Annotated in this window: 18 protein-coding genes and 1 pseudogene; all 19 read right to left on the reverse strand. The window is 34.5% G+C overall.

The features are described 5' to 3' along the window. Positions 1–100: 100 nt before the first annotated feature. Positions 101–868: an antibiotic biosynthesis monooxygenase gene (locus VEIS1202513_RS05515; RefSeq protein ID WP_039969244.1), complete on the reverse strand. Its 768-nt coding sequence runs from the start codon at positions 866–868 to the stop codon at positions 101–103. A gap of 10 nt (positions 869–878) precedes the next feature. Beyond that, on the reverse strand, positions 879–2219 hold the full coding sequence (locus tag VEIS1202513_RS05520; protein WP_105089062.1) for a B12-binding domain-containing radical SAM protein: 1341 nt from the start codon (positions 2217–2219) through the stop codon (positions 879–881). Positions 2220–2348: 129 nt separating this feature from the next. Then, positions 2349–2834: a prolyl-tRNA synthetase associated domain-containing protein gene (locus VEIS1202513_RS05525; protein WP_105089061.1), complete on the reverse strand. Its 486-nt coding sequence runs from the start codon at positions 2832–2834 to the stop codon at positions 2349–2351. Between the two features lie 64 nt (positions 2835–2898). Further along, the gene (locus tag VEIS1202513_RS05530; RefSeq protein WP_105089060.1) at positions 2899–3915 is read right to left on the reverse strand and encodes a DMP19 family protein; all 1017 of its coding nucleotides are present in this window, start codon (positions 3913–3915) and stop codon (positions 2899–2901) included. Between the two features lie 124 nt (positions 3916–4039). Then, positions 4040–4618 carry a hypothetical protein gene (locus VEIS1202513_RS05535; protein ID WP_213466943.1) on the reverse strand — a complete coding sequence of 193 codons (579 nt, stop codon included), beginning with the start codon at positions 4616–4618 and terminating at the stop codon, positions 4040–4042. Positions 4619–5072: 454 nt separating this feature from the next. After that, positions 5073–6587, reverse strand: a complete 1515-nt coding sequence (locus VEIS1202513_RS05540) for an SMI1/KNR4 family protein (protein WP_105094479.1) — start codon at positions 6585–6587, stop codon at positions 5073–5075. Positions 6588–6629: 42 nt separating this feature from the next. Then, the gene (locus VEIS1202513_RS05545) at positions 6630–7088 is read right to left on the reverse strand and encodes a glycosyl transferase family 4 (RefSeq protein ID WP_105094478.1); all 459 of its coding nucleotides are present in this window, start codon (positions 7086–7088) and stop codon (positions 6630–6632) included. 47 nt (positions 7089–7135) lie between these two features. Beyond that, positions 7136–7495 (reverse strand): hypothetical protein, encoded by a 360-nt coding sequence (locus VEIS1202513_RS05550; protein WP_105094477.1) that lies wholly within the window; start codon positions 7493–7495, stop codon positions 7136–7138. Next, positions 7488–7907: a bacteriocin gene (locus VEIS1202513_RS05555; protein ID WP_105094476.1), complete on the reverse strand. Its 420-nt coding sequence runs from the start codon at positions 7905–7907 to the stop codon at positions 7488–7490. The genes VEIS1202513_RS05550 and VEIS1202513_RS05555 overlap by 8 nt, the downstream gene beginning before the upstream one ends. 28 nt (positions 7908–7935) lie before the next feature. Continuing rightward, positions 7936–8997, reverse strand: coding sequence for an ankyrin repeat domain-containing protein (locus tag VEIS1202513_RS05560; RefSeq protein ID WP_105094475.1), 1062 nt, complete (start codon positions 8995–8997; stop codon positions 7936–7938). A 98-nt stretch (positions 8998–9095) separates the two neighbouring features. Next, the gene (locus tag VEIS1202513_RS05565) at positions 9096–9797 is read right to left on the reverse strand and encodes an ADP-ribosylglycohydrolase family protein (protein ID WP_256439982.1); all 702 of its coding nucleotides are present in this window, start codon (positions 9795–9797) and stop codon (positions 9096–9098) included. A 227-nt stretch (positions 9798–10024) separates the two neighbouring features. Then, positions 10025–11464: an LlaJI family restriction endonuclease gene (locus VEIS1202513_RS05570; protein ID WP_213466945.1), complete on the reverse strand. Its 1440-nt coding sequence runs from the start codon at positions 11462–11464 to the stop codon at positions 10025–10027. Between the two features lie 14 nt (positions 11465–11478). Next, positions 11479–13770, reverse strand: a complete 2292-nt coding sequence (locus VEIS1202513_RS05575) for an AAA family ATPase (protein WP_105094473.1) — start codon at positions 13768–13770, stop codon at positions 11479–11481. Between the two features lie 378 nt (positions 13771–14148). After that, positions 14149–14643 (reverse strand): YadA-like family protein, encoded by a 495-nt coding sequence (locus VEIS1202513_RS05580; protein WP_241567147.1) that lies wholly within the window; start codon positions 14641–14643, stop codon positions 14149–14151. A 182-nt stretch (positions 14644–14825) separates the two neighbouring features. Beyond that, positions 14826–15533 (reverse strand): hypothetical protein, encoded by a 708-nt coding sequence (locus VEIS1202513_RS05585; RefSeq protein WP_213466947.1) that lies wholly within the window; start codon positions 15531–15533, stop codon positions 14826–14828. Positions 15534–15657: 124 nt separating this feature from the next. After that, positions 15658–16299: pseudogene (rlmD, locus tag VEIS1202513_RS05590) on the reverse strand (23S rRNA (uracil(1939)-C(5))-methyltransferase RlmD); the annotation flags it as partial. Positions 16300–16398: 99 nt separating this feature from the next. Next, positions 16399–17172, reverse strand: a complete 774-nt coding sequence (locus tag VEIS1202513_RS05595; protein WP_105094471.1) for a PhzF family phenazine biosynthesis protein — start codon at positions 17170–17172, stop codon at positions 16399–16401. 156 nt (positions 17173–17328) lie between these two features. Then, a complete protein-coding gene (gene rlmD, locus VEIS1202513_RS05600) occupies positions 17329–18813 on the reverse strand; it encodes a 23S rRNA (uracil(1939)-C(5))-methyltransferase RlmD (protein WP_213466949.1) in 1485 nt (494 codons plus the stop codon). Further along, entirely contained in the window at positions 18813–19481 is a 669-nt protein-coding gene (locus VEIS1202513_RS05605; protein ID WP_005386950.1) for a TerC family protein, read from the reverse strand. Before VEIS1202513_RS05605 ends, rlmD (VEIS1202513_RS05600) begins: the two co-directional genes overlap by 1 nt. Positions 19482–19599: the final 118 nt, after the last annotated feature.

The following is a 19599-nucleotide window of genomic DNA, read 5'->3' on the forward strand; positions in this document are numbered from 1 at the left end:
ACTATACGTTCACCTAATATATAACAAAAAACTGCTAGCACATATGTATATGCTAGCAGTAACTTTACTGTGATTATATTATACTATATTATATTCAGTTTTAAGGTCTTACAAATGCTTGACCCCCATGGTTGACGAGGACATCCCCATCTAAAACCTTTGTGGTAACATTTTGTAGACTACCTTGGATTTGGCTCATCATGAATCGATAACCAGGACTATTTAAATGTTTTGTTAAGGCCTCTTGATCACTATAAATTTGGATAACATACCAATGATTTTTTACATTTCTTTCACGAAGCACATAACCAGCCTTATAACCCGCATCATCGCGTACGGCCCGTTCAATATCGAGTTGGTATTGACGTTGTACTGTGTCGATATCATTGCTATTAACAGTAAACTCTGTCAGAGTCACTATTGCTTTACCATCATTGACAATAGATAAAGCATCTTTTTTCTCAAACAATAGTACAGACTGTACGTCGTACATTTTACGATTTGTTAATTTAGAACCTACTTCATTAACAAAGGCCTGATAATGATCAGATTTGCGATGTGTTTCAATAGCAGCTAAATCTTTATAAACCTCTACTACATAAGACTCAGATGGATTTCCTTTTACATGCGCTACATTCATAGATAATGTATTAGGTTCTTTCTCCATAGATGCTGTTAGATTGGCAACACCTGCACTGTTATATGTGCCCTGTAACTCTGCTGGTACTTCGAATCGATACATATTGACACTAGGTGCTGTATCTACAGATTGATCTCGTTCCATAACAAGAGCCGCAAAGGATGTACTAACACCTAATACAGCAATCGTAGAGGTTACTAAAATACGTTTAAATAATTTTTTAGTCATAAATACTCCTTTACATATATCTTGATAGCTTTTCAGCAAACAAGCCAATACGCTTATAAGTTAACAGATTACATACTTTTGCTGTAAAGTGTCCAAATCTACGATAAAAGAAATTAAATGTTAAATATGCTGGTATTGTGCCCATAGTTTTAGGCATGCGACGAAATATATTTTTTATGGAATATAGCTCTTTATAGATCCAAAGATACCCTTTTTCTAATTCTTCTTTAGACATACCTAACGGTGATACAACTACATGAGACGTATTATATTTTGATAAATCATAATCAAAAATTCTATTTTGCTCTTCCATTCTCTTGTAGAATTCAGTACCTGGATATGGTGTGACAATATGTGATGTAATCGTATCAATTTTCTGGCTAATAATCCAATTTAACGTATTTTTAAAAGTCTCTGGTGTATCTCCATCTAATCCAAATACAAAGCTAGCATTAACCATAATACCACGCTTATGTAATTCGTTAATAAGTCGTTCAAACTCTTCACGATTATTTTGCATTTTATGAACACTAGATAAAGATTGAGAACTAATACTTTCAAAACCAATAAATAAACTCTGGCAACCAGTTTCTTTCATTAAATCCATTAATTCAGGGTGTTGCCCTATTTTCATAGTAACTGCTGCATTCCAGTTTAACTTCAAAGGTTTAATACGTTCTAAAAACTGTTTAGTCCAAGAAATATTGCCAATAAAGTTATCATCTATAAACATAATATGTTTTGTACCTAATTTTTTGATATCTTCCAACACATCTTCTATATTGCGATTAATATATTGGTGTGTTCCAGAACTATTATAGCAAAAATCACATCTATGAGGGCAACTTCGACTAGTAGAAACAACATTGTACCATAAGTAATCGGTCTTATCTATTAAGTCATATGCAGGTGATGCAATATCGTCTCCAGACTCTAAAGGAGCAGATACGTATTGAGATTGTAATCGACCATGTTTAGCATCTTCTATAATTTGAGGCCATGTATTTTCTGCAAAACCTATACAAAGACTATCAAATGCCTCCTTAGGTATGGTATTGGATGCTGTCGTAATATGTATACCACCAGCAATCACCTTAACACCTTTTTCTTTATATATAGATGCAATTTCAATAGCTCTAGGTAAAACATCTACTGTAACTGCTATCCCTACCAAGTCAGGCACATCATCAAAATCAATAGCTCTAATATTTTCATTTTCAATTGTGACCTCACACTCATAACGAATAATATTAGCCACCGTTAACAAACCTAAATGTGGTGACATACGTATTTTTAAATCTGTATCCATAGGACGCTTCAACATACGCGGCTGAATTAATTTAACTTTCATGTACAACCTCTTATATAACAAATACTCTTATATTATTATAAAAGATTATTATTCTTTTTGCATATAAAAACATCCTATCTGTGGAAACAATATTAATTAATATTATTTCCCACAAATAGGATGTTGAGCTTATATTGTTATATATTCAATAGTTGTACCATGTTCTTCAATTAAGTTAACTAAGTCTTTTCCCTGTAGCCATACTGTAGCATCATTTTGATTAGGATGTATACCGATTAGATTATCTTTATAATCCGCATCAATATAGTAATGAACTTTCCGTGCTTCATCGTGAAGTAAACAGAATGGAGATACGTGACCTGGTTTAATCTTTAATATATCCCATAGCTCCTCCTCTGAGCCAAAGGAAATCTTTTTAAGATTGTGGTCCTTACGAAACTGTTTTAAATCCACACGCTTTGAGCCGCGCACAGTAATCAGATAGTAGTGCTCCCGCTTATGGTCTCGGATGAATAGATTCTTCGCATCCCACTCAGGATATGGCAACTCTACATTGGGCTTATCATCCATACTAAATAGCGGTGCGTGATCCGTAATTTCAAAATCGATATGATGGTCACGTAGGCAATCATATACGCCTTGTTTATCTAACATGTAATACCTCTAATACATAGTATATTCTTAGTGAAAGTAGCCCTTATACACTACATTGCTACGCTTATTCTGGAACCTTATAGGTCCCATCAAATACAAATAACTCTGGATGTTCATGTACAAATACATCTTCAAAGATGCCTTCATATTCATAGACTACATCATCTTTTTTATCGAGGAAATCAAATATTTCATCGTCCCAATCTTTTAAAATGGTCCATCGTTCTTCTCTATCAAATGGAACAGAACCGCCAAAGTAATCGATTACGGATTGTAAATTATCTGCTAGTATATCCATCTTGAAGAGGCGTAACCCCGCAAGAGCATCTTCCCATACAATGCCTGTAGAGTTATAAAAGAACTGATGATGTCCACCATTATTAACCTCTGCGAAGTACCAAGATATAGCATTGAGATATCGTTGCTCTACAGTAAAAGATTTGGCAGATTCTAAATAATCATCGTATGAGCCATATATATTGATAGTCCAGTACATAGGCTCATTAATGGTCCACATATCGTCTGTAGCTTGTATCTCTTCAACAGTGATAGTGCGATGACGAGGCACACCTTTCCGTTTCTTCTTTTTCGCTGCTACATACTCATTATAAGCAGCACATAAATCAGGATAATCAGCTTCACATTTTTCAAAGTCCATTTGCATATAGCACATATCCATGACTTCAAAACAATACGATTTTATATCATCTAGTTCCGATTCCATAGCTAACCGTACACCCTGATCCACTAACCTTAGCATCTGTTGCATAGTATCAGATGTGTACGCTTCATTATTATCTAAAACAATAGATCCATACGCATAGGCACAGCGATAATACCACACCGCATCACGATGCTCTTCATCAATAGCCTCTAATACCTTAATTGCCTCTTTTTCATTGCCATTATTGTTATAAGCTCTACCAAGCTCACCTAACAGAGGTATAGATAAATTTTCTATGCCCACACTAGTTAACACATCAATAATAGTTTTTACGTTTCCACTATCATTAAGGTCTTTGATAGTTTGTAACTGTTCAGCATCAGACAAAGATAAAAACTGTTCAACACTTAAAGACATACAATACACTTCCCCTCATAGCATCAATATGTATATGAACTCATCTTAAGATAATTATAACAAACAACACAACACTATGGGTTACAGATTTTAAAATAATAGTTTATGACAAACAGCTATTTAACTAGCTACCAAGCCATACGACAAATACAGGAGTACCTTCATCATCATCGTCGATTTCATCGATATCGTCACCATCGAATTCGTGGTCATCATAGGCTAGATTTTCAAAGAACACATGATCACCGAGCTCTTTATTGGCCATTAAATTATGTAGCTTGAAAAGAAGCTCTTCAGTAGTAAAGTACTGTCCATTATCTGCTTTAAGGCGAGCATAGATTTCAACTTGCCACATACCGTCTTCTTTATCGTATTCTTCTAATTCATCATCCTCATATAAGTATTCATTAGGGTGAAGCTGACTTTTACTTTCAATCCAAGCTTCATAACTCACTAAAATTTCAGGCTCTACTAATGGCGGTAAATTATCACGATTAACGTTATGCTCTTCTAAGCATTCATAAAACTCCTTAAGAAACTCTTCTCTAGTATAAGTAGTTTTATTGAACACCCAAGGAATTCCCTTAAACTCATGATAATAACCTTCATATATTTTATTACCATCTTTATCAACACCGAGATATTCAATCTGCTTAGTATTCTCATCCTTCTTAAACAGGTTCTTAATCACATCAAAAATCATAAAATAATCCTCCTTATAATTCTTTAAACTAATAGAACTTAATAAATACTCGACTACTTCACAACACCAACCTAATCTAGTTATCTAAAGTAGCTTTTTTACCGTTTTTATGGCAATATATTAGCCATCAATAGCAAAGTAGTTTAGAAGTTTTCTCATCCCAACAGAATTTTAATCCTTCATAAAGAAGTCTATATTCACAATATTTCTCATCATATATGAGTTCATTTTCTATCATGGGCATCAACTCTCTCTCTTCAACATGCTTTGATTGTATTATTCATAATATATTCCTCAATATTGTAAACTAATCTCATATAAAATAACGTAGCCCAAAGCACAAAATTATAATAATTCAATCTATTTTATTACTGTTATAAGTTTGCGTGTATAGTAAAAGCCCTTCGCATAAGCGAAGGGCTAATCTATTAATTTTTATAATGTTGTATACTAACTAGCTACCACACACAATATAGAATACAGGTATGCCATCTTTATTATCTATAAGTCCGTAACCTTCACATTCATGGCCTTCGTATTCAATGCCTTCAAAGAATACGTGATCTCCTAATTCTTTATTGGCCATCAAATTGTGCAATTTAAAGAGCAATTCTTCTCTTGTAAAATATGTACCATTATCCGCCACAAGATGAGCCATAATTTCTACCTGCCACATGCCATCTTCTTTATCTTCTTCGCGTAACTCCTCATCGGTTACACGTTCATTGTCAAAGAGTTGGTCTTTACTTTCAATCCAAGCCTCATAGGTTACTAGAATTTCTGGTTCTTCTAATCTATCGTCGTCATCTTCTTGATCATCATCTACATAGTTCTTTACATTTTCATTGTATTCTTTGGAAAACTCTTCTCTGCTATATGTTTGCTTATTAAATACCCAATGTACTACATCATATGTAGGATAGTTATCTTCATCGCATTCAGTAACGTCTTTAATATCTTTACCTTCTGTAGCATCTTTGCTATTTTTCTTATCAAACACAGTCTTAATAGTTTCATATACCAAAGGATAATCCACCTTGTACTCTTTTGGCTTAATTTTAGATAGGTGATATTTTACTACTTCACAGCACCAAACAAGCTGTTTATCTAAGTGAGCTTCTTTCGTCACTTTTATGCCCGTCTCTATTAACTGTAATGCTTTCTGCACATGTTCAGATTCGTAGCTTTCACCAATAGCTAACATCCCATGAGCATAACCACAACGATAGTACCAAGACCAATCACGATGTGCCTCATCGATTCGTTCAAACAACTCGATAGCCTCTGACGCACGGCCATTATTGTTATACATACGTCCTAAGGTACTTAATAGTATAGGCGACAAATTATCAATGCCTATGTTCGTCAATAGCTCCATCGCACGCTTAATATCGATGCCCTCTTGTTCATTAAGGAGCTTAACCTTTTCCGTATCACTTAATACTTGAAACTCTTCATCCGTAATTTCTTCTATATTGAAATATAAGTTCTTAATAAATTCACCAAAGTTATCTGCTAAGGGAGTCATGGAGTAATCACATTCTTGATCAACCCGTACAACCTTAGGTTCACCGGTTGGACCGCACTCACGATAATCAAGGAAAATCATATCATGCCCACCAGAAATCGTATCGGCTACAACGACACCGATAGGGGGATATTTTACTTTTGAAATCCAAAACTCATTTCCCATCTCACCTAAAAGAGAGTATTTTTTATCTCTATCGATACCATATATACCTGTTACATAAACACAATCGTCATTATCGTTAATAAAACAATTTTTCTTTACTACACCACCATTATGGTTTTTAAGTAGCTCAATATAGGCTGCAGGCAATGTATAGCCAAGCTCAGCTTCAGTATCCTTAATATCCTCATCGGTAACAGGTTTACCAATATAGGATTCAAAGGCATAATCAACATCGTTCCAAAATCCGGTCCAATCAAAGTCTTTTAGATTACTCATAATACTCTCTCCTAGTTTAAACCAATATAATCTAAATTTTAATTACTCATTCATAAAATAAGTTTTGATTAAAGCTTTTACCTCACGTCGTATCAAAATAGTATCTACAATATAGGAAACAATGATATAAGGAGATGCATTTATAATCGCTATAGGCGCTAATATAATTGCCACCCATAATAGATCTAGAGGATATGCATACCACTTAATATCTATGGTATTTAAAATGGGTATCACATAGTCTATCACTCTTAATTCCCATTGCATTAATGGATTTAAGTCCTCACATGTTCCTACTAGCCAAGCGAAGATAACCCCAAAAAGCAAAAAATATACTATGCCAACGGGAATTAATATCTTCGCTCGCTTTTTTAATAGATTACGACAAATCTCATCTTCTTCCTCTGGTGCTATATCATATAACATATTGCACTGAATCTGAATCCGTCTAAATCGATAGCGAATATACTTATACAAAATGTTATTCGGTGTATATAACATAATAGACTCCACATATAAGTCATGCTAGCAAAATCATGGAAAATATATCATCCATCTATGGCAAAATAATGTAAATCTTTGAATTCATCATCCCAAAATGTAAAAGAAAAGATATGGGTATCATCAAAGGTTTGCTCGCAATAGGTTACAGCATCACGTTCTGGTTCAATAATAGGCATACCAATGCGTGATTTCATGTCATCAATAGTTATATCACCATACCAATCTCGTATTTCGTTATAAATGAAAGTTACAATTGCATCTATATTTTTATGGTAATTAACAGCTAATAGCTTTGCCGTATCTAAATTAGTATCTGTTGGTTTCTCATCCCAGCAAAACTGTATTCCTTCATAGAATATGGTATATTGCCTTAACTGTTCATCATAAATTACAGGATTAATCATCGTTTGTACCCTTTACATAGCTTTCCATCTTCGGTCTTAAATCTAGTACGACTTCCCAATCATCTAATGATGGAGCCTTATGATGTGCAATAAATTCTTCTATAATCTGTAATGCCTCTTGAGGGCCTAGCTCATTTTTACCGTATATTATCGCACCCTGCTCACCATCATTAGTTACACTAAGCTCTATATGTAATAAATCGGTATCTTGATCACTACAAACTTGTACAAAGTTATACATTTTATTATCTATGGAAATTGCCTTTGCTGGAGAGATAACTACAAAATCCTGCTCTTGATTCTCAATAGCGTAGAGATTTTGCTCAACCTCATTCAATGTAATTCCTTCATACTTATAGTTACCTACATCAATTGACCAGTCTGTATAAGTCTTCTCAACTGCATCTGCCATATGTATCTCCTCAACTTTACAATATACATTAGAATAAGGTCTCTAATTGACTTGACATATCTGCTATAAACTCATCAAACTTACAAAGCTCTCGTAACTCTTGATGCTCTATATCATAACAACCGATTTTTTTAGACCTAGGATCCCATACAATTTGATAATCATTATACTCGCCTAGCTCTTTAGATAGTCGTAATAATTTACGACGTCCCACTTTAAATGGAACAGTATCAAGTAAAGGTAAAAACTCAACCGATATAAAATCAGAGTCTGGCAATTCAAAATAGAGTGTATCTCCCTCTAAAAACGTTACTAACCCCTTTGGTAATTTAAATGGTTTTAATTGATCCATTTTATTTTGTTTATCATGGTACTCAGCAGGCTCTAATGTTTTAAAATACCCCGCCATTTCCATATCGCCCTTTTCAATGGCAATGCTATAAGGACGCATACCATCCTTTTCCGCAATAGTCACATCTGCACCATGTTCTACCAAATATTTACACATCTGTAAATCAACATACCGCGCTGCTACGCACAATGGTGTCGGTTTAAAGGGATATACAGAATCAGGCTTGTTGTAATTAATATCTACACCATTATGAATAAAGAAATCTAGAACCTCATAATTTTCATCTGTAATAGCATTTCTAAAAGCTTTACCGCCATACTTATGTACTGTATGGCCTAAGTCATGAATCAGTTGTAGGTTCTCATATTTCTTGCCATATAAGGCAGCTTGAAAAGCATCTACCTCCACAGAGTTCAATGCGTGAATATTAGCACCATTATCCACAATATAATCTATTACCTTTTGATCAGCATACCGTACAGCTAATAAGAAGCTTGGATTTTCTTCATCATTTAGATCTGCTCCATGTTCAACTAACCATCGAACACTTGGTAAACAGTTCATTACTAATGCCAATTCTAGAGGGGAATACTCACTGTACTTACCCAATTGTATAGGTTTATGAATATCCCAACCACTATTTAATGCGCTTTCAAGTGCTGTTATATTTCCATTTATAATATCTGTCACTAACTTTGGCACAGATTCAAAACTGCCTAAGTCCTTAAGATGTATCATATGAAACCTTTCAACAAATTTTCAATTAAATATAACGCTATTTCGACATATGTATCTTTATTATACATCTATATGAGTCATCATTATTGAAACATAAATTATATAGCAGACAGATACTTTTCTTCAAAAGACGTCAATATGCCTAGTAGCTTAGTGTCTAAAAACGACATAGCCTGTTTTCTAATATCCGTTGGAATACCATAATAGGCCTGTGCTACACCACCACAAATAGCAGCAACAGTATCACTGTCACCACCTATTGAGATGGCATTACGAATAGCATCTTCAAAATCAGTGAATTCAAAGAAGGCTTGCAGTGCTTGTGGAACTGTGCCTTGGCAACTTTCATCGAATCTATAGGTGTCTCTGATTTCATCCAGTGTGAAATCCATCGTGTAATAATACTTGTTAATATAATCTCTGATTTCGAGTAGATCCTTTCCGGTTTTAGCTAGATATATGGCAACTGCAGTCGCCTCCGCCCCCTTCATACCTTCAGGATGGTTATGAGTGACCTCAGTAACTAATTTAGATAGAAGCTTTGCTTCATCCAAACTATGTGCCACAAATCCAGCAGCACTAACTCGCATGGCAGAACCATTACCATAGCTATTATATGGCTTAGGATCCTCTGCGAAGATCCATCTATAGAACTGATTACCATATCCATAGCCGGGATAGCATCTTCCAATCGTTTGCATACATTCCACTGCATTCTTAGAAAGATCACTGTAATCTGGTTGACTCATAAGAATTGCCTTTGCTATGGCAAGTGTCATGATACTATCATCAGTTAACACGCATTAATCTGTAAAAAAATCCAAGTCCTTGTGTCTATAATTATTAAATTCAAATCGTGAACCGACTATATCACCAATGATTGCTCCTAACATGTTAATCCCTCCCTTGATTTTTACTTCATGATATCTATAAAGTTAATATCTAAAAACTCTCTCTAATATAATTTAATCTTTAATATTAATATTATATGTACCGTTGTTTAAAATTTAAAATCGCTCAAGAATTATCAATTATTTAATTTAAGCATATTTATATCTAGTTTTTTGCCTAAAAGATAAAAATCATATGCAAGGCTTGCAGGAATACATCTAACTCTTATGTTTTCTAATCCTAGATTTGAAAACATTTTCATAGATACTTCTCCTAAATCTATGATAGTATCCTCTTCTGTTGGAAGTAAAAAGCAATTCTTAACCCCTTCAAAACCATGAGCATCTATAAATTTTTTATACGCTAATTGATAAAGGTATTGTTTAGAAATTGATTCAATACCGGGTTGTCCTTTAGGTGATTCTCCATGTTTCAAATTTGGAGTATAGTATTTTGCATCAAAAATATAAAATTGATTCTTAAATATTGTAATCAAATCAGGATTAAGCGTATCTTTAGCTTCTTTATCAATTATTGACCAAAATGGTTTCTCTATTAAATTAATCAATTTAGTTTGTGAATTATACTCTTTATTTAACGTAACGGGCAATCTTAATTGTCCTAAGGGAATATCTAATTGATTATTCAAAATTTCACTACAAACACATTCCCATACTAGATTAAAAGAATTAGTTCCGAAAAATGAAAATCCGTCTCTGTAGTCTAACTGTCCGCCATGCTTAATATATGAGTAAATCCCCTTTAATACTAATTGCTTCCTAGTATTAAACTGTATATTTAATTCATTTTCGAGTCTATATAATATATATTCCCTATCGCCAAACTCAGTTAAACACTCATCAGTTAACTCAATTGGAGTAAGTTCAAATAAAGATAGGAGATCTGCCTCCATCAACTCTTTTGATATTAGTGTCAAAATACATTCATGAAGACGTTTAAAATAATCAAAATCATTATTAACTCTTTTTTTTGTCTGTATTTCAATATAATATGGTCTATTATTTGAAAGTATTGAGAAGGTTTCATTTATTGTTTTATCCCAAAAAACTTCTCCTGAACCATTAATTTCAAATATATTTTTTGAATTATTATAGATACCATTCTCAAAGTAATCATGCATAAGGAACAATAGGAGTGCTAATAAATTAAAGGAGCTATTTCTCGTATAATCATTTAACATATATATGATTTGTTCTTTTGAACTATACTTTTCTATAACTTTACAAACAACTTGTAATTCCTTTATCGGATTATCAACATTACATAAATACTTAGGATAACATTTGATAATTCGGCTAGCAACTATTAAAATACCAACAAAAACAAATACATAATAATAATCTTTACCAATAGCTTCTACAGGAATAATTTCTACACACTCATCAACAAGATCAGACATATTAAGTTGAGGACTCGATTTCCTTACTATCTTCAATATTCCAAATTCTTTTAACTTACTAATAATTAAATCTAACTGCTCTTCGGAACAATCAAATATCTCGAGAAGCTCTTTTTGTGAATATCGTTTCTGCTCTCTTAAAAATACAGAAATCATAATTAGTCTCGCTCCTAATTATCCGCTTGTAATAAATCACTATTATCTAATTCAGAAGATACCGGCTTAATTCTTTCAATATTAATATTAGCTTGAATATCTTTATGAAAAATTTCTATACCTTGTTCATCAAAAGCTTCACATATTTTTGAGTATCTAGTGTGTCCATATTTACTATTTGCAAATAGCTTTGATCGTTTTTGTCTCGCAGCATCTTCAAATAAATACATAAGTACTTTATGTTTAAAAACTTCACAAAATTTATCACTATCAATTTTATTATTATCTGATAGTAAGCTATGTTTAGAAATGAAATAAGGGCCCAGCTGTTTATCCTCATTAATATTTTCATTTGCAAGAAACTCATTTATTGCTTTACGGAGTTGATTCCACTCTATCTTTTGCTTTTCTTTACCCCCAAGATATACATACTTTCCACTTACGTCCTTATCCCCATCATCTATACCTAAATACTGAAAGCTCCAACGTCTTTTAAATGCCGTATCCATTGGGAATACACCTTGATCGGCACTATTCATAGACGCCCATATAAACATATTATCTGGAAGCCTCAACTTACTATAATCTTCAGGCTTTCCTCCAAGTTCATATGCTAAATAATTCTTTATATCTTCAGAGGCATGAATAGGGTACTCACTTACATTATTAGAATCTCTATCTAACAGCTGAAAAATATCCCCGAAAACAGCTGCTACATTCGCACGATTAATCTCTTCTATTAATAATAAGAACGGTTTAACTCTATCTGTACGACTATTCTTTAAAGCCTCCACATAAATACGCATAAAAGGTCCTGGAACATATGCATACGTAATTGCATCCTTCTCATCGCTTTTAATAGGAACTGGCTTATAGGTTCCTACAAAATTTGCATATGAGTAATCTGGGTGGAAAGTTATTCGCTCTAAATTATCATCATAATCATCTTGCAGTAATTCCTCAGCATCCTTATTTAAATTAAAACTCTTTCCTGTACCTGGTGCTCCAAATATTATACGATTGCGTTCAAAAGAGGATTGAATTTTAGTATAAAAATTAATAACCTTTTCGTGGTGTATATTCCTTTTATCCTTATCTTTTACGATTTCACTATTTTCTTTACCATAATAATATCGATTATATAAAAATAATAGATTATCAGATTTATGGAAAGGATAACAGATTGTGCGCAACCCTTCAGTCTTTTCTGGCAGTTTCTCCCCAGCATCAAAAAACAATTTCCAATTTGCTTTCTTCTGATGTGGCATCTCTGACGATGAATTAAATGAATATTCTCCTATTCCATCAACACATGCAATTAACTTCTCGCCTTCCATGATAACAAATACTGTATTATTATCACTTTTATAAAATCTAAATAGCTCCCCAGCTATTCTAGATGCAAATCTTTTTTCTGACAAATTATAATGCCTTTCAAGCTCTCGTTGAATAAAAGCTTTATCTATATCTTTTTTAATTTTTGTCTGTGTCAAATCACCTATATTAGGATATCCAAATCCAACAACACCTTGTTTATACCATTCACTTATATAATTCTTTGCTGAATCAGAACACCCCAAACGGATAAATTGACGTACCTCACCAAAACGCTTTCTGAATATATCTAAAAATTGCTTATAATACCATCCAGCCAAATTTTGTATTATTGAAATCTGACCACTTCGACCATATGCTTTTTCACTTGGTTTAATTTTTAAAGCTCTAAGTACATGCTTTTGCCAATCGGAAGAATGAAATCCGCTTAATTTATCATTACAAATCATAGAGAAATATTTATGTACCCATCCTAATTCATAATATTTTTCCCCAATTTCAGTTTTTAGTCTATCATCTAAGTCTTCATAATCTTTAACAGTTTCTAATTTTGCGTTACGTATTATATTAGCCCCAATTACCAATACATTACGAATTTCTTTACCAAGGTTTAATGCATTTTCTACTGTTAACTCTACTGGTTTTTGTGAATATCCTGTTGACCAAGTACCAGATTTTTGACTTTGAAATAGGCCAAATTTATAAGCGGATCCACCTGCGATACTGCCAAAATTCTCTCTGCAATCACTATTCATTTCAAGCCAATAGCATAAGGTATTCTTATTATCACCTAATGAATAGAACATAGTGGATAAAAGATTTGTATCATCTAACTCTTCTAACTTTTCTGGAGAAAAGATACCTTTAAATGCATCTAATTCGCTTATTAAAATATCTTGAGAAAATAATTCAATACCTTCAAATTCAACATAATCTTTAAGAATCTCAACTGCTCTTTGATATTCATTCATAATCTACTTTTCACTCCCATTATTTTATTAAATACATTTTAAAGCTAACGTAAACAACAACATTTTCCCCACGTGTTATCAATATATTTGTAAATTAACCCTAGTTAGTTTCCCATAACATATTAATTCAATATGATATTTATTAATTTAATTATATTACATTTATAAGATAGAGTGTATATTAAATAACCATACTAAACCATAGATGATGACCAGTATTTTCCAAAATATACTAGTTTAAAACAATAAAACGCTACCTCTGTATAAGCAAATAAAATAGCACTAACCATTTTCATAGTTAGTGCTATATAGATTAAGAATTTTTGCCTACCACTTGATAAAAACGTATATAGATGCTTTTATCTTATCTATTTTTTTCTAATTATTTTTAGCTTGCTCTAGTTCTTGAATACATTTTTCCAATTGAGCAATTCTAGCATCTGTAGAGGATGGAACTGTTTTAGATTCAGGGCCTACTTTAAAGCTATGACCACCATTAAAGCCTTGGTTACCATTGCCTACTACAGTACCTACACTAAATTGTATATTGTGGTTTGGGCGGTAGTATGCACCTAAAGCAGTTGCTGTTTTGCCATGATAATGACCAAAGCCAACGGCTACACCCAATCCAGTTTCACCTTCTGAGAAATTTGGTTGTAATGCAGCTAATGCATAGCTAGATGCAGTTGCTTTATTAACTGTAGTTTCTATATTTGTACCAACAGATTGCACTTGGCTAATAGCATTTTCCAATTGACCCACTGTTGCTGCATCATGTGCATCAACGCCATCAGCTACTTTCACCAAACGATTATATTTAGCATCTGAGTATGTAGTAGGCGTTACTGTAGGCGCTTTATCATAATCTGGCACAGTTTTTTTATAACCTAAGTGTGTGGTGATTTCTTTATCTGGATATTTAACTGTATAGCCAGAAACATCACCAGCATCATGACCAAATGCAATTGTGCCTTCTTCTGTAGCTACGCTTTTATATTGGGTATAAATAAAAAATTAGATTTATTCAGTTCTTGAACAATGCACTTAAATAAATATTATTTCTTATCAATAAAAACTGCATCACCTCTATAAAGTGAATATGAATCATCTAAAACATACTTATCAGACGCATTTAATGCTGGAAACTGAATTACCGCATCTCCAACTTTAACTCCATCAGACTTAATATGAACTTCAAAAGAGCTATTAGTATCGATATTAGATAAATCAAATAATGATTGATAACCTACTGTTACCCACATACCAGGACCTTCAAATTGATCATCGCCACGTACGGTCTCTGTTGGATAATATGTATTTCCATTTTGTACTATAGATATAACCACATTATTAGTATCATTATAAATCTTACTTTCCGGCATATAAAGGAAAGATCTAACCTGTAATATATTATTAGCATTTCTTGTTGAATAATTACTTGCTACACCTCTAGCATCCTCCAATGCCGTATTGGCATAAATTGCAAATGGAGTTTGAACATATACGATACCTTGCAATTCATTTCTTGGGAAAATTCCACCATAACGCCTTTTAATAAACTTTTTCTTAGCAGTAGATATCATTTTAATATTTTTCTTTTCTACTAAAGACTGTCCATAAGATGTTGCTGATGCAATATCTTCATTTGTTATTTGGTGTTTCTCAATAACTTGAGGATTATAAGTACTAATATCTTCTGCAGATACTGCCATAACAGACATAGCTAAAATTGAAAATAAAATAATTTGTTTCTTAAAATTCATAGTCTCACCTACAAAACATATACTTTTAAAAATCAGCTAAAAAAAATTTAGACATCTATAATCTGATCAGTGGTTCGGCGTTTCCAATCACACTTAGTCTTCGTCTCGTGTTCTTGGACGCCTATCACATGGGCAGTGCTATCACTCTCTGCGTCACTTCACTCCTAGTAAGCAAAGCCACTGCCTCAACGTGTGCGATCATGGGGAACATATCTACGGGTTGTACTTCTTTGAGTTCATAGCCGTAGTGTGTAAGGATTTCAATGTCTCTCGCCATAGTTGCTAGGTTACAGGATACGTAAACAATTCGTTTTGGTTCCATCCACGCAGCAGAGGTTAGTACTTCTTCTTTACAGCCTACACGGATTGGATCGAATACGATTACATCTGGTCGTACACCAGCCTTATAGAGTTTTGGCATTTCTACGGCTGCATCAGCGACGATAAATTCTGTATTATCATAGCCATTTTGTTGGGCGTTTTCACGAGCATTAATAATGGCTGGTTCTACGATTTCAATACCGATAACATGTTTTGTCTTATGTGTTAAGAATAGTGAAATAGTGCCTGTACTACAGTACGCATCAATAACTGTTTCATCCCCTTTTAAATCCGCATAAGCTAATGCTTGCTCATACAGTACTGTTGTTTGTTCTGGATTTACTTAGAAGAAGGAATGTGGGGATAAGGTAAACTGTAAATCCTTGATGTGATCAGTAATCGTTCCATCCCCATAGAGGATATTATTTTTAGGCCCTAAGATAACGATACATAAAAGTACCACTATTAGTATCATCAACTTTGGAGTATTCTTTCCAATGTATAGGATACGTACCGATTAATACTATAGATGCCTACATTCTTGTTATAGATTTAGTTCGCTAACAGCATACAGTGCTGCCTTGCCTGCGATAATCACCCTATCTCGGTTTAATTCACAGAAAAGTTCGCCGCCCCTTTCGGATGCCTGATACGCTCGTATATTATGCTTGCCAAGACGTTCTGCCCAATACGGCACGATCATACAGTGTACCGATCCTGTCACAGGATCTTCATTTACCTTGAGCTTCGGAGCAAAGAACCGTGACACACAATCATATTCTATTCCCGGTGCAGTAACGCCAACACCGCTACCATCGAGCAGTCTCATTGCTTCAAAATCCGGCTGTAATCCACGTATTACCCTTTCATCGTCATATACGAGTAGTAGATCTCGGTCAAGAAACGTTTTTTCCGGTGCAGCTCCCATAACCGCTACCATCTGTTCTGTGACAGGGACTTCTTTACATTCGTAAATAGGGAAATCCATCATGATATAGTCATCTTTTCTGCTCACAAAAAGGTCACCGCTCATGGTATGGTATATAATCTGTTCTAGGTCAGGCTCATAAAAACGAAACAGCACATAGGACGTAGCGAGAGTCGCGTGTCCACATAGATTGATTTCTCCCCCCGGAGTAAACCAGCGTAGATCATAACCATCCTTTGTTTTGACGGTAAACGCAGTTTCAGAAAAATTATTTTCTCTGGTAATATTCATCATAAGCTCTTCCGAAAGCCACTGATCCAGTACGCAAACAGCCGCCTGATTACCACAAAATATTTTATCTGTAAATGCATCAACGATATATTGCTTCATACACTTATTCCTCCAATATCCAAATCACAATGTCAATCCTGCCTCGAAAATAAGCAAACTGACAACTCAACCATCCAGCAAAATATCCTTGATTGTTTCCAATCATTCTTCACTTCGTTCGAACTCTTGGACATTCCTGACCAGTGTTAATGCTTACTACATCGCTTCACTTCTAGTAAGCAAAGCTACCGCTTCGACATGTGCTGTCATAGGGAACATGTCTACGGGTTGTACTTCTTTTAGTTCGTAGCCGTAGTGTGTAAGGATTTCAATGTCCCTTGCCATGGTGGCTGGGTTACAGGATACGTAGACAATGCGTTTTGGTTCCATGCCCGCTGCAGAGGTTAGCACTTCTTCTTTACAGCCTGCACGGATTGGATCAAATACGATAACGTCTGGTCGTACGCCTGCTTTGTAGAGTTTTGGCATTTCTACGGCCGCATCAGCGACGATGAATTCTGTATTATCATAGCCATTGCGGCGCGCATTTTCACGAGCATTGATAATGGCTGGCTCTACAATTTCAATGCCGATAACATGTTTAGCTTTATGAGCTAGAAATAATGAGATGGTACCTGTACCACAGTACGCATCAATAACGGTTTCATCCCCTTTTAGGTCCGCATAAGCTAATGCTTGATCGTAAAGCACCGTAGTTTGTTCCGGATTCACTTGGAAGAAGGAGTGTGGAGATAAGGTAAACCGTAAATCTTTAATATGATCTGTAATCGTCCCATCCCCATAGAGGATATTATTTTTAGGTCCTAATATAACATTAGTTCGCTTACCATTTACGTTATGAACAATAGTTTCTACTTGAGGAATTCGTTCTGTTAATTTATCTACCCACTTTTCTTGGTGTGGTAAGTAATCTGTAGCAGTTACAAGGATAATCATCCATCCAGATTGTCCAATACGACCGATTACATGGCGTAGTATACCTTTGCCGGTATGTTCATCATACGGTTCAATATCAAATTCTTTAGCGATTTGGTAACACGCTTGAGCAATGATATTATTCCCTTCATCTTGAATAGGACAGTTTGTACCTTGTACGATATCGTGAGATCCCATCGCATAGAATCCCATTTGAATATCGCCTTTAGTACCGCCTACAGGCATTTGCATCTTATTGCGATATGCCCATGGTTCTTTAGGGCCTAATGCAGGTTTTACAAGGTCTGGATTTTGATGGCCAATGCGTTCGATAACGTCCTTCACCTTTTGTGTTTTTAGTGAAAGCTGACCTTCATAGGTAATGTGTTGTAGTTGGCAGCCTCCACAGAATCCATAAAGATCACAACTTGCATCGATACGATTGGGAGCCATCGTAACAATTTCTAAGAGGCTCCCTGTAGCATAGGTTTTTTTAACCATATTAATAGCTACTCTTACAGTTTCTCCAGGTAGGGCAAAAGGCACAAAGACAGTAAAGTCATCTACACGACCTACCCCTTCACCGCTGCTACCAATGCCATGAATAGTTACCAATACTTCATCACCAAACTTAACAGGCGCATTTAAAATAGCCTGTTGTTTTTTTGATAATTGGCCGTTTATAGCTTGCTGTGAATTAGAGCGATTACTTCTTCTATGTTGTTTAGATTGTTTTTTACGAGATGTACGATTAGTACCGTTCATTACGCGTCTCTTTTCTTCCAAATTTTAATCATACCTGTCACAATAAGAACGAAGAATACAGTGCCGAATTTAACGAGTAATTCTTCACCTTGAATATATGGCATAAGAAGTGGATCTTCCACAATCATTTCGCCTGCAACCCAGCCAAGGAGTGCACCACCAGCCCAAAGAATAGCAGGGAATTTATTAATAATTCGAGCAAATAATGTAGAGCAAAATACGATAATTGGAACAGTAATTAACATACCTGCAATAACAAGCTCTAAATGACCTCTAGCGGCCCCTACTACACCAATGACATTATCAATACTCATCATAGCGTCAGCTACAATAATCGTCCAAATGGCACCCATTAATGAATTCTTAGCTTCGATATGTGCATCTTCATCGCCACCTTTTAATAATTGAATGGCAATCCATACAAGTACAAGGCCACCACCTAAGTGAATAAGAGGAATTAAAGTAAGAGCCTCTACTAAAAGGGTAGCAAATACAAGGCGCATTACAATGGCACCTACTGTACCCCAAATTACGGCTTTCTTTTGTAGTTCTGGAGCTAGTTTACCTGCTGCCATACCAATTACTACAGCATTATCACCAGCCAACAAAATATCAATTAAAATAATCTTACCAATGGTCACCCACGTGGCAACTTCTAAAAATTCCATTCTGTACATACCTCAATTCAAACGAGTAATTCAATAACTATCCCTTAACTATACCATAATTTTGCTATTTTCTCACCTAAAAGAGAGGTATGAGTTTACATAAAAAAATCTCTCCTCC

Origin of the sequence: Veillonella orientalis, from assembly GCF_018406505.1 — a bacterium.
GTDB classification, from domain to species: Bacteria; Bacillota; Negativicutes; order Veillonellales; family Veillonellaceae; genus Veillonella; species Veillonella nakazawae.